This window comes from Variovorax paradoxus (genome assembly GCF_029919115.1).
Lineage (GTDB): Bacteria > Pseudomonadota > Gammaproteobacteria > Burkholderiales > Burkholderiaceae_C > Variovorax > Variovorax paradoxus_O.
The window spans coordinates 4035908-4048122 of record NZ_CP123990.1 but is presented as its reverse complement, the minus strand read 5'-3'; the positions used below and the strand labels follow the sequence as shown (position 1 = coordinate 4048122).

At 67.5% G+C, this 12215-nt stretch carries 8 protein-coding genes; 4 read left to right on the top strand and 4 right to left on the bottom strand.

What is annotated here, in order from left to right:
• Positions 1-9 precede the first annotated feature (9 nt).
• The 4 genes from QHG62_RS19520 to QHG62_RS19505 all read right to left on the bottom strand — a co-directional run bounded on the left by QHG62_RS19520 (position 10) and on the right by QHG62_RS19505 (position 5760).
• Positions 10-1626: an indolepyruvate oxidoreductase subunit beta family protein gene (locus tag QHG62_RS19520; protein WP_281147326.1), complete on the bottom strand. Its 1617-nt coding sequence runs from the start codon at positions 1624-1626 to the stop codon at positions 10-12.
• A gap of 8 nt (positions 1627-1634) precedes the next feature.
• Positions 1635-3794, bottom strand: a complete 2160-nt coding sequence (locus QHG62_RS19515; protein ID WP_281147324.1) for an indolepyruvate ferredoxin oxidoreductase subunit alpha — start codon at positions 3792-3794, stop codon at positions 1635-1637.
• Between the two features lie 101 nt (positions 3795-3895).
• A complete protein-coding gene (locus QHG62_RS19510; protein ID WP_281147323.1) occupies positions 3896-4516 on the bottom strand; it encodes a c-type cytochrome in 621 nt (206 codons plus the stop codon).
• 44 nt (positions 4517-4560) lie between these two features.
• Positions 4561-5760, bottom strand: coding sequence for a PQQ-dependent sugar dehydrogenase (locus QHG62_RS19505; protein WP_281147321.1), 1200 nt, complete (start codon positions 5758-5760; stop codon positions 4561-4563).
• A 129-nt stretch (positions 5761-5889) separates the two neighbouring features.
• On the opposite strand from QHG62_RS19505, the gene QHG62_RS19500 reads away from it, so the two are divergent.
• The 4 genes from QHG62_RS19500 to QHG62_RS19485 all read left to right on the top strand — a co-directional run bounded on the left by QHG62_RS19500 (position 5890) and on the right by QHG62_RS19485 (position 12166).
• Positions 5890-6795, top strand: a complete 906-nt coding sequence (locus tag QHG62_RS19500) for a LysR family transcriptional regulator (RefSeq protein WP_432445544.1) — start codon at positions 5890-5892, stop codon at positions 6793-6795.
• A 193-nt stretch (positions 6796-6988) separates the two neighbouring features.
• On the top strand, positions 6989-8602 hold the full coding sequence (gene xdhA / locus QHG62_RS19495) for a xanthine dehydrogenase small subunit (protein ID WP_281147319.1): 1614 nt from the start codon (positions 6989-6991) through the stop codon (positions 8600-8602).
• A gap of 2 nt (positions 8603-8604) precedes the next feature.
• Positions 8605-11055: a xanthine dehydrogenase molybdopterin binding subunit gene (gene xdhB, locus QHG62_RS19490; RefSeq protein WP_281147318.1), complete on the top strand. Its 2451-nt coding sequence runs from the start codon at positions 8605-8607 to the stop codon at positions 11053-11055.
• 127 nt (positions 11056-11182) lie between these two features.
• Complete coding sequence (locus QHG62_RS19485; RefSeq protein WP_281147316.1) at positions 11183-12166, top strand: LysR family transcriptional regulator; 984 nt, start codon at positions 11183-11185, stop codon at positions 12164-12166.
• Positions 12167-12215 lie beyond the last annotated feature (49 nt).

The following is a 12215-nucleotide window of genomic DNA, read 5'->3' as shown; positions in this document are numbered from 1 at the left end:
AAATTTGCATCAGGTAGTGGCGGAAGGCGGCCGCTTCATCCAGCGGATGGGCTGGGCCTGCAGTGGCCGCGGCGCGGCGCCATGGCGCACCAGCGCGGCGTCGAGCGCCTTGCCGCCTTCGTCCGCCAGGGCCGCTTCGCGCGCCGCAGAAACCGCCTCTGCGCGCTTCGTTGCAGGCAAGGCCGTACGGCCCGCGAGCTCGTCGATCACGTGCAGCAGGTTGTGCTTGCCACGCTCGTTGGTGGTGCCGTAGCCCTTGATGAGCCGGCCGCACAGTGCAAGTTCGTGGCCCAGCGCCCAGGCTTCTCGCGTGCCGGTTACCACGGCCGAAAGCCAGCGTTCGATCAAGGCCTGTTCTTCGGCGAAGCGCTGGCCTCGGCGGCGCAGCCATTTGAGAGAAGACAGGAGCCGCAGCGACGCCATGCCGAACACCGAGTGGCTGCCCACTTTGAGCGGCAGCGCCCAAGGCTCCCGGCCGCGCGCTTGGCGGGCGCGGTCCCATGCGGTCACGCGGCGCGCAAGACCGGGCGGCAGCAATGCGGCGAACTCGGGCGCGCCGGGCTTGAAGTGGTCGTAGACCTTCACGATATCTTCATCGGTGGCCCGCACCTCCTGCCGCACGCGCTGTGCGCGGCTTGCGCGGCCTTTCAGCGCGGCCACGCGAACGATGTCGTCGAAGGCCATCCACAGCGCGAGCCAGCGCGCGGCTTCGCGGGTAACAGCAAATCCCTGCGCCCCGGCGGGGTCGGCGGCACGCTCGGCATCGAGCACCCTGGCCAGCCGCGCGGCATAGAGCTTGGCGTAGTCAACGTCCTGGTAGTCGAGCACGCGCGCATGGCCGAGCGCGAGCATGTCGTGCACCGCCGGTGGAAAGCCCCGGGCCACGTCGTCGGGCAGCGCGCGGGCCGGTGGCGGCGCGTCGGCCGTGTCGCCCGCCATCACGCTGCTCACGAAGGCGGCCTGGGCTCGCGGCGCGCTTACCGCGTCGAAGGCGGCGGCAAAGCCGCGCAGGCTGGCCGCCGCCATCTTGTTCAGCTTTTCTGGCGCACTGGTGTCGCCGCCGCGCACCACGTGCTCGTAGGCCTCGCGCGGGAACGGAAAGAGGCCGCTCCCCGCAATGGCGCCGAGCATCACGGCGCTGACCACGGTGCCGGCCTCGCGCGCCACGGCGTTCATGTCGAACACATGGTGCTCGCGGCTGAAGGCCTTGACCACGTCGAGCAGGTGCTGCGCGTCGGCGCGGCCGTCACCGGGCTGCATGCGTTCGGCCGTGGTGAAGATGCGCGCCGACGAGCTGATGACCAGCGTGCGCAGCGGTGCGCTCATGCCGTTGCCGATCTGGCGCGCGGTCTCGAGCAGCTCCGACGACACGATGGCGTCTAGCGCGCCCGGTATCGGGCTCAGGCTGAACACCGGGCGCCTGCCGGCAAGCTGCGCGAGCGGCACCGGAAACACTTCGATGTAGTAGGTGGTGGCGCCGGTGCGCTGCGCCACGCCGGGTATCGACGTGCTCTGTGCGGCATAGCCGGCGTGGCGGGCAATGTCTACCAGCCATTCGGTGAGCACGCCGCCGCCTTCGCCGCCGAGGGCGCAGACGAGAAGGGTGATGGGTCGGTTCTGTTCCATGGCGCGGCTCATGCGGGTTGAAGGGCACGCACCACGGCGCCGCGCAGCGAGTGCAGCAGGCGTTCATGCCACTTGGGGTTCTGCACCACTTCGGCGCGATAGAAGCTCGGGCACAGCGTGGCCGCGTGCGCGTTTTCGCCGCACAGCCCGCAGCCCACGCAGCCGTCGATCACGGTCGCGACCGGGTCGACCTTGAGCGGATCGGGGTTGTCCTTGAGCGTGAGCGTGGGGCAGCCCGAAAGCCGGATGCAGGCGTGGTCGCCGTTGCACACGTCTTCGTCCACGCCGTATTTCACGCGCACCACGCGCTCGCCCTTTTTCAGCAGGCTTGCAAGCCACGGCTTAATGCGGCGCTGGCGCTCCAGCTGGCACTCGCCTTCGGCAATCACCACCTTCAGGCCGTTGAAGTCGCTGGTGAGCGCCTCGGTCAGCGTCCTGCGCATGCGATCCACGTCGTAGGTGGTGACGGTGCGCATCCACTTCACGCCCAGGCCCGTCAGCGTGGCTTCGATGGTCTGGTTCTTGTCGACCAGGCTTTGCTGCTTGTCGACGGCGCGCTCCTTCATCTCGTCGTCGGGCGTGGAGATGATGTCCTGCGTGCCCGTGGCCGAGGTGTAGCCGTTCTTGAAGATGAGCAGCACCGCGTCGTCGCCGTTGAAGAGCGCGCTCTGCACGCCCGTGAGCAGGCCGTTGTGCCAGAAGCCGCCGTCGCCCATGATCGACAGCGTGCGGCGGTTCATCATCGGCGCCACGCCCGCGCGGCTTGCCAGGCTCATGCCGTAGCCGAGGATCGAATGCCCCATCGAGAAGGGCTCGAAAGTGCCGAAGGCATGGCAGCCGATGTCGGCCGCAATGTGCACCGGCCCGGTGTCCTGTTGCGCGAGCTTCAGGGCCGAGAACACCGGGCGCTCCGGGCAGCCGACGCAAAAGCTCGGCGGCCGGTTGGGCAGCGGCGCGGAGAGCTGGCGCGCCACGGCCTCGCGCCTTTCGCGGTTGCCGGCCAGCCAGGCCGCGGCGGACGAAGAGGCTTCGCCCGGCCCGGTGTATTTGGCCGTGAACACGCCGATGCCGCCCGCGAGCACTTCCACGCCGTATTCACCCGCGGAAGGCAGCATGTCCTTGCCGTGCAGCGGTGTCTGGATGTCGCGCCGGCGCAGCAGCGTGGCGATGTCCTGCTCGATGTATTCGGGCTGGCCTTCTTCCACCACCAGCACCGCGCGTTTGCCCACGCAAAAGTCGGCCACCTGCTCGGGCACCAGCGGGTAGGTCACGTTGAGCACCAGGATCGGAATGTCCGTCTCGCCGAACGCATCGGCCAGCCCCTGCTGCTGCAGGCTGCGGATCAGCGCGTTGTAGAGCCCGCCCTGCACCACGATGCCCAGGTCGGCATGGCGGCCGCCCGGAACGAGCTCGTTGAGCCCATGCTCGACGATATAGCGCCGCGCCGCCGGAATGCGCTCTTCGCCCTTGAGCTTTTCATGGCGAAAGGTGACGGGCGGATGCGCAAGGCGCATGTAGTCGAAGGCCGCGGGCTCGCTCATCAGCGCGCGGGTCGATACGGCAGGCGCAATGTTGTCCTTGCATTCGAAGCTGCCGCGCACGTGGCAGGTGCGGATGCGCAGCTCCATGAGGCAGGGCATGTTCGATGCCTCCGAGAGGCGGAAGCCGTGCTCGACCATGCGCACCATCTGGCCGAGATCGGGCCGAGGGTCGAGCAGGCACATGCTCGACTTGAGCGCATAGGCATGCGTGCGCTCCTGGATCACGCTCGCGCCCTCGCCGTAGTCCTCGCCCACCACGACCAGCACGCCGCCGGTCACGCCGGGCGACGAGAGGTTGGAGAGCGCATCGGCTGCCACGTTGGTGCCGACGATGGACTTCCATGTGACGGCGCCGCGCAACGGGTAGTGGATGGAAGCGCCGAGCATGGCGGCCGCGGAGGCCTCGTTGGAGCAGGCCTCCACGTGCACGCCCAGTTCGTCCATGTATGTCTTGGCCTGCACCATCACGTCGAGCAGGTGGGAGACCGGCGCGCCCTGGTAGCCGCCGACGTAGGCCACGCCGGATTGCAGCAGGCCTTTGGTGATCGCGAGGATGCCCTCGCCGTGGAACGTGTCGCCGGCGCCCAGGCGCAGCAATTGCACTTCCTTGCTGAATGAAACTTCCAAGAGGTTCGGCTCCGTTGGGTTGATGCAGGTTGAAAGTTAGAGGCGAAGGCGCGCGTTTCCTGCGCCGCGCTTGCGCCGGCGTTGCGCTGCGGTATCGGTGGCTACTTGCCGGGCGGCTTGGCGGCGGTGCCGGGAAAGCGCGCCACGTAATACGCAAGGGTGTCCAGGTCTTCCGGCGGAATGCCGCTCACGGCCTCGGTCATCGCCTGCGTGTAGCCCGGCCGTTTGCCGGTGCGAAAGCCGTGCAGCGTCGTCTGCAGGTAGTCTTCGCGCTGCTGGGCGATGCGGGGCACCTGCTGGCCGCCGCTCAGGTCGGCGCCATGGCAGATCACGCAGCGGTGCGTCTGCGCCAGCGCCTGGCCGCGCGCCATGCGGGCCGCATCTGGCGGCGCTGCCGACGGCGCCGCGGGCACCGCGGGCACCGCGGGCAGCGTGGCGATGAACTCCGAGAAGCCGCGCAAGTCTTCGTCCTTCATGGTCTTGGCCACTGCCGACATCGCAGGGTTGTCGCGCCGGCCTTCGCGAAACAGAAACAGCTGCGTGATGGCATAGAACGAATGCTGGCCCGCGAGCACCGGTGTTCCCGCCATGTCGCTGCGCCCGTTGGCACCGTGGCACGAGGCGCACACCGCCGCATAGCGCTGCGCATAGCTGCCCTGCGCGGCCTGCGTGCCTTGCGCACTGGCGGAAGGTGCTGCTGAACCGAGAAGCGTCAAGGCCATGGCGGCAACTGCCTGCGTGAAGGCCGCAAGAACGAAACCCCTGCTCATCGGCCGCCGTAGCTGATGCGGTAGATGGCACCCGCGTGGTCGTCGCTCACGAGCATGGAGCCGTCCTTCAGCACCAGGAAGTCCACCGGCCGGCCGAGATAGTTGTTGTTCTCGACGAAGCCCGTCATGAACGGCTCGACCTTCGCGCCGCCCTTGCCGTCGGGCCATGCAACGGCAATGTCTGCGTACTTCACCGTGCGGTTCCATGGGCCGTGGCGCGCAATGAACATGGCGCCGCGGTACTTGGTCGGGAACATCTTTCCGTTGTAGAACGCAAGACCCAGGCCGGCGGCATGCGGGCCGAGCAGCGCGGCGGGCTTGGTGAATTCGCCGCAGTTCTTGCCCCAGCCGAACTCGGGGTCGGCGATGTTGCCTTGGTGGCAATACGGATAGCCGAAGTGCTGGTTGGGTGCGGTCACCACGTTCAGTTCGTCGTTCGGCAAGTCTTCGCTGAGCCAGTCGCGCCCGTTGTCGGTAAACCAGAGGTTGCCCGTCTTCGGATCGAAGTCGAAGCCCACCGTGTTGCGCACGCCGCGTGCCACGGTCTCGATGCCGCTGCCGTCCAGGTTCATCCGAAAGATGCGTGCGTGCGCCTCGTCCGGGTCGCAGATGTTGCAGGGTGCACCCACTGCGTAGTACAGCTTGTTGTCGCGCACGCGCAGGTAGCGCCAGCTGTGGTCCTGTCCGCCGGGCAGCTTGTCGTTGAGCACGGCCGGCGTGCCCGGGTTGTCCAGCTTGTCTTCGATGCCGTCGTAGCGAACGATCTGCTTGTGGGTGGCAAGGTACAGCGCGCCCTTGTGATATTCGATGCCGGTGGCGAACTCGGTCTTGTCGACGATGGTCTTGGGCTTGCGGTCGCCCTTCTCGGCAATGGCATACACCTTGTTGCCCACGAAGAGCGTGCTCACGAACACCGTGCCCTTGTCCCCCTGGCGCAGCGACCGTGCGTCGAGCACGCCCGAGGCCCAGGTTTCCACTTTGAAGCCGGGCGGCAGCTTGAACTTGGCGGTGGGCAGCTGGTCGACCGCTGTCGGAATGGGGAAGGAAGGCACCGGCGCCATGCGCGTGGCCGCCTCGGTCTTGGGGCGCCCCTTGGCCCAGCCCGGCTCTTCGGCCGGAGGCTGCTGGGCCCACGCGGCAGTGGTAGCAATGCAAAGCAGGGCGGCAATTGCCGCATGCGGACGCAGTCTGGCCATGTCTTGTCTCCTTCTCGTGGGTGGGCTCTTCGTGTTCGCCGAATGTCGGTCTGGTCAGCGACGGCGGCCAGTGTGCGAGCCCTGCACCGGGTCTTCAATAAAATAATCGAGCTAAGTAATATGCACGCCATGCATATTCAAACGATAGACCTCAACCTGCTGCGCCTGTTCGATGCGGTCTATCGCGCGCGCAGCGTGAGCCGCGCCGCCGAAGAGCTCGGCCTTACGCAGCCCGCCGCCAGCCATGGCCTGGGCCGCCTGCGCCTGCTGCTGAAAGACGCACTCTTTACCCGCGCGCCCGGCGGTGTGGCGCCCACCCCGCGCGCCTACCGGCTGGCCGTTGCGGTGCAGGCCGCGCTCAACACGCTGGAAGAAGCGCTGCAGGAGCCCGGGCGATTCGAGCCGCAGGCCTCGCGCAAGACCTTTCGCATTCACATGAGCGACATCGGCGAAGGCCGCTTCTTGCCTCCGCTCATGGCGCGGCTTGGCGAGCTGGCGCCCGGTGTGCGCATCGAGACCCTGCCGCTGTTGCCGACCGACATAGCGCCCGCACTCGACAGCGGTCGCATCGACTTTGCCTTCGGCTTTTTGCCCAAGGTGCGCGACACGCAGCGCAAGCACCTGCTGAAAGACCGCTACATCGTGCTGCTGCGCAAGGGCCATCCGTTCGCGCGCGGCCGGCGCAACAGCCAGGCCCTCATCGAGGCGCTGCAAACGCTCGAATACGTGGCGGTGCGCACGCATGCGGAAACGCTGCGCATATTGCAGCTGCTCAACCTGGAAGAACGCGTGCGGCTGACCACCGAGCACTTCATGGTGCTGCCCGCCATCGTGCGCGCTACCGACCTTGCGGTGGTGATGCCGCGCAACATCGCGCGCGGGTTCGCAGAAGAGGGCGGCTACGCCATCGTGGAGCCCGCTTTTCCGCTGCGCGACTTCACGGTTTCGCTGCATTGGAGCAGGCGCTTCGAGGCCGATCCGGCCAACCGCTGGCTGCGGCAGGTGATCACCGAACTGTTCTCGGAGGGCGCCTGATGAAAAAAGCGGCACCCGCCGGGGCGGATGACGCCCGATGTGGCCCAGGAATTGCTCACTGGCTCAAGGGTTTCCCCGTAGCTTGCATACCAGCCCCCACATACGCAATATGGGCCCTGCGGTATGTATCCGGCGGCGCAAGCCGCTAACGTCAACGCTTGGCCGAAACGAGCCGCCCACGAGCACGAAGAGCATGAGCACCGAGAGCAGCAACAAGACCCAACCCATCCGGTTTTTCCACCGCGGAAAAACCGTCGACGTCAGCGGCGTCCATCCCACGCGCTCCGTCCTCGACTGGCTGCGCGAGGATGCGCACTGCACAGGCACCAAGGAAGGCTGCAACGAAGGCGACTGCGGCGCCTGCACCGTGGTCATCGGCGAGCTGGCCGAGGCCGGCGGCCTGAAGCTGCAGACCGTCAACGCCTGCATCCAGTTCTTGCCCACCTTGCACGGCAAGGCGCTCTTCACGGTCGAAGACCTCAAGGACCAGTGCCAGGCCCATGCGGCAGGCGAGACCGAAGTGAAGGCGCAAGACAAGCGCCCGCATCCCGTGCACCGCCTGCACCCGGTGCAGCAGGCCATGGTCGATTGCCACGGCTCGCAGTGCGGCTTTTGCACCCCGGGGTTCGTGATGTCGCTGTGGTCCGCCTACGAGCACCACCAGGCCGAGGGCACGCTGCCCACGCGCCAGCAGCTGGCCGATGAGCTTTCGGGCAACCTGTGCCGCTGCACCGGCTACCGGCCGATTCTCGATGCCGGGCAGCGCATGTTCGACCTGCCTCCGGTGCGGCTCGATGCGCAGCCGGTGGTGGCCGCGCTCACGGCGTTGCAAGGGGATTTGCAGCAAGAGGGCCTCGACTACGCAGCGCCGCTCGGCGCCCGCATCGACCACTTTCATGCGCCCAGAACGCTCGCGCAGCTTGCGGCATTGCGCGTGCAGAAGCCGGGCGCACAGCTGCTCTCGGGCTCCACGGACGTCGGCCTGTGGGTCAACAAGCAGTTTCGCGACCTGGGCGACATCATCTACGTGGGCGACGTGGCTGAAATGAAGACCATCGAGGCGCGTGCCGACGAGCTCTACATCGGCGCCGGCGCATCGCTCGAATCCGCATTCGAAGCCCTGGTGCAGCGCGTGCCCAGCCTGCAGGACGTGTGGCTGCGCTTTGCGTCGCCGCCCATCCGGCATGCCGGCACCATGGGCGGCAACGTGGCCAATGGTTCGCCCATCGGCGATTCACCGCCGGTGCTGATGTCGCTCGACGCAGAGATCGAACTGCGCCGCGGCGATGCGGTGCGCCGCCTGCCGCTGCCCGATTTTTATATCGACTACATGAAGAACCAGCTGCAGCCGGGCGAGTTTGTGCAGGGGCTTGCGGTTCCGCTCGCGGCCATGCGCCGCCAGGTGCGTGCCTACAAGATCAGCAAGCGCTTCGACTGCGACATCTCCGCGCTGTGCGCCGGTTTTGCGGTGGAGCTGGAAGAGGGCAGCGACACGGTGAAGGCCGTGCGCCTGGCCTTCGGCGGCATGGCCGCCACCGTGAAGCGGGCTGTCCAGGCCGAGGCCGCGCTCGTGGGCAAGCCCTGGACGCAAGCCAGTGTGAACGCCGCCAAGCTCGCGCTCGCGCAAGACTTCAAGCCGCTGTCGGACATGCGCGCTTCGGCCGACTACCGGCTGCAAGTGGCGCAGAACCTCATCCAGCGCCTCTGGCTCGAAACCCGCGCCGACGACGCACTCTCGCTCGAAGAGACCAGCGTCTGGAGCGTGATGCCCCATGCCCCGGCCAAGGCCGCGGCGGAAGGAGTCTGACCATGAACAAGCCCATCGACGCCCGCCTGCTGCAGCCCGCCGAGCCCTTTGCCGACTACCTGAAGAACGCCGCGGCGCGCATCGACCCCGCGGCCGAGGCGGTGGCGCACGAACTCGGCGCGCGCGTCGGCATCAGCCGCCCGCATGAATCGGCGCACCTGCATGTGGCTGGCGAGGCCACCTACATCGACGACATTCCCGAAATTGCCGGCACGCTGCATTGCGCGCTTGGGCTCTCGCCCGCAGCCAACGGCCGGGTGACGGCGCTGTCGCTCGATGTCATCCGCGCCATGCCGGGCGTGGTGTGTGTGCTGACGGCCGACGACATTCCGGGCACCAACGACTGCGGCTCGATCGTGCACGATGACCCGATCTTGCTTTCGTTGAAGGACGGCGGCCAGATCCGCTACCTGGGCCAGCCGGTGTTCGCGGTGATCGCCGAAAGCCGCGATGCCGCCCGCCGTGCCGCCGCAAAGGCGAAGGACGCCATAGCCGTCGAAGCCGAGCCGCCCGTGCTCACGCCGCAAGACGCGCACGCCCGCGGCCAGTACGTGGTGCCGCCAATGCACATCGTGCGCAGCGGCGGCGTGGCCAACGAAGGCGACGAGGCGGCGGTGCGCGCGGCCATTGCCGCCGCGCCGCACCGCCACAAGGCCACGCTCGACGTGGGCGGGCAAGAGCAGTTCTATCTCGAAGGCCAGATCAGCTACGCCATTCCGAAGGAGGGCGGCGCGCTGCACATTCATTGCTCCACGCAGCACCCGAGCGAGATGCAGCACCTGGTGGCGCATGCGCTGCACCTGCAGTCGAACGAGGTGCATGTCGAGTGCCGGCGCATGGGCGGCGGCTTCGGCGGCAAGGAGTCGCAGTCGGCGCTGTTCGCCTGCGTGGCCGCGGTGGCGGCCAGCAAGCTGCGCCGTCCGGTCAAGCTCAGGCTCGACCGCGACGACGACTTCATGATCACCGGCCGCCGCCATTGCTTCTGGTACGAGTACGACGTGGGCTATGACGACGAGGGCCGCATCCTCGGCGCCGAAATCACCATGGTCTCGCGGGCCGGCCACTCGGCCGACCTTTCGGGCCCCGTGATGACGCGCGCGCTGTGCCACTTCGACAACGCCTACTGGCTGCCCAACGTGGCGATGCACGGCTATTCGGGCAAGACCAACACGCAGAGCAATACGGCTTTTCGCGGCTTTGGGGGGCCGCAGGGCGCCATCGCCATCGAGAACATCCTCGACTCGGTCGCGCGCGAGCTGAAGAAAGACCCGCTCGACGTTCGGCGCGTCAACTTCTACGGCAAGGTGGAGAACAACGTCACGCCGTACCGGCAGACCGTGACCGACAACATCGTGCACGAACTCGTGGCCGAGCTCGAAACGAGCAGCGACTACCGCGCCCGGCGCGAAGAGATTGCCGCGTTCAACCGGAAGAGCGTGGTGCTCAAGCGCGGCCTGGCGCTCGCGCCGCTCAAGTTCGGCATTTCGTTCAACGTGAAGCATTTCAACCAGGCCGGTGCGCTGGTGCATGTGTACACCGACGGCTCCATTCTCGTGAACCACGGCGGTACCGAGATGGGGCAGGGCCTCAACACCAAGGTGGCGCAGGTGGTGGCGCACGAGCTGGGCGTGAGCTTCGAGCGCGTGCGCGTGACCGCCACCGACACCACCAAGGTGGCCAACACTTCGGCCACGGCCGCGTCGACCGGCGCCGACCTGAACGGCAAGGCCGCGCAAGACGCAGCGCGGCAGATCCGCGAGCGGCTTGCGCAAAGCGCGGCCGAACGCCATGGCGGCAAGGCAAGCGAAGTGCGCTTTGCGAACGACAAGGTCGAAGTCAACGGCCGCACGCTGGCCTTCAGCACCGTGGTGGGCGAGGCGTATCTCGACCGCAAGCAGCTCTGGTCGGACGGCTTCTACGCCACCCCGGGCCTCAGCTGGGACAGGGAAAAGATGCAGGGCCGCCCGTTCTACTACTACGCCTATGGCGCAGCGGTGAGCGAGGTGGTCGTCGACACGCTCACCGGCGAATGGAAGCTCTTGCGCGCCGACATCCTGCACGACGCGGGCAAGTCGCTAAACCCGGCCGTGGACATCGGCCAGGTCGAAGGCGCCTTCATCCAGGGCATGGGCTGGCTCACGACCGAAGAGCTGGTGTGGCACCCCCAGAGCGGCAAGCTCACCACGCACGCCCCCAGCACCTACAAAATTCCGACGGCCAACGACTGTCCGCCCGTCTTCAACGTGCGCCTGTTCGAAGGCCAGAACTTCGAGGACTCCATCCACCGCAGCAAGGCCGTGGGCGAACCGCCGCTGCTGCTGCCGTTCTCGGTGTTCTTCGCCATCCGCGACGCGGTGTCCGCCGCGGGCGGCCACAGGGTCGATCCGCCGCTGAAGGCGCCGGCCACGAGCGAATCGATTCTTCGTGCCATCACGGCCGTCCAGTCCGCATAGCCCACTCGTAGACTTTGGCGCATGTCCAAAGTCATTCCAATGCCCTACGCCCTCGTCCTCTTCGCGAAACACCGCGGAACCGGCCTTGCCGGGCCGCGGGTGCGGCCCACCGCCGGGAGGCCAAGCCATGCGTGACCAGGCCCTGTTCGACAAGATCGATTTGCACCTCATCCGGGTGCTGCACACCGTGCTGACCGACCGCAGCGTTTCGCGCGCCGCCATTCGCTTGGGCATGTACCAGCCGGCCGTGTCGGCCGCGCTGAAGCGCCTGCGCGAACTCTCGGGCGATCCGCTGCTGGTGCGCTCCGGTTCGGGCATGGTGCCGACGGATGCGGGGCTGCGCATGATCGAGCCCGCAGCGAGCATCTTGCGCGCGGCTGAAATGCTGTTCTCCGATGCGCGCGGCTTCGAGCCGCAATCGGCGGCCACCACCTTCCGCATTGCGGCCAGCGACTACATGGACCCGCTGTTCCTGCCGATGCTGGTGGCCCACGTCAAGCGCGAGGCGCCTCTGTGCCAGATCGAGATCCATGCGCTCACGCCTGATTCCGACTATCACGGCCACCTTGCGCTCGGCCAAGTCGACCTGGTGATCGGCAACTGGCTCAAGCCGCCCGAAGACCTGCACATGGCGCGGCTCTTCGGCGACGAGGTGGTGTCGCTGGTCAACCAGGACCACCCGGCCGTGCGCCGCGGCTGGGACCTGGAGACCTGGCTCGCGGCCGAGCACATTGCGCCCACGCCCATGCACCCGGGCGGGCGCGGCATCATCGACCAGATGCTCGACGAGCTCGGCAGGCAGCGCAACATCACCGCGCGCTGCGCGCACTTCAGCCTCATTCCGGACATGGTGGCCTCGAGCCTCCTGGTGCTCACCACCGGCCGCCAGTATTGCGAGCGCTTTGCCGCGCGGCTGCCGGTAAAGATTCTCGATTGCCCGGTGGCGCTGCCGCGCCTCATGTACTACCAGCTGTGGCACGAGCGCACCCATTCGTCGAGCTCCGCGCGCTGGCTGCGCGAATGCATCAAGGACGTTGCCGCCTCGCTGCGGCCCGCCTTCACCACGGCGGCCCAGCGCAGCAGCGCGGCCGAAGCGCCCGACCCGCCCTGACGAATTCCCCGGACGCGCCGGCGTCGCGGCCGGGGCGACGATGAACGAA

Excerpts from the sequence above, each read along its gene's own strand:
- QHG62_RS19520 (WP_281147326.1), bottom strand. The coding sequence starts at position 1,626 with ATGGAACAGAACCGACCCATCACCCTTCTCGTCTGCGCCCTCGGCGGC.
- QHG62_RS19510 (WP_281147323.1), bottom strand. The coding sequence starts at position 4,516 with ATGGCCTTGACGCTTCTCGGTTCAGCAGCACCTTCCGCCAGTGCGCAA.
- QHG62_RS19505 (WP_281147321.1), bottom strand. The coding sequence starts at position 5,760 with ATGGCCAGACTGCGTCCGCATGCGGCAATTGCCGCCCTGCTTTGCATT.
- QHG62_RS19500 (WP_432445544.1), top strand. The coding sequence starts at position 5,890 with ATGCATATTCAAACGATAGACCTCAACCTGCTGCGCCTGTTCGATGCG.
- xdhA (WP_281147319.1), top strand. The coding sequence starts at position 6,989 with ATGAGCACCGAGAGCAGCAACAAGACCCAACCCATCCGGTTTTTCCAC.
- xdhB (WP_281147318.1), top strand. The coding sequence starts at position 8,605 with ATGAACAAGCCCATCGACGCCCGCCTGCTGCAGCCCGCCGAGCCCTTT.
- QHG62_RS19485 (WP_281147316.1), top strand. The coding sequence starts at position 11,183 with ATGCGTGACCAGGCCCTGTTCGACAAGATCGATTTGCACCTCATCCGG.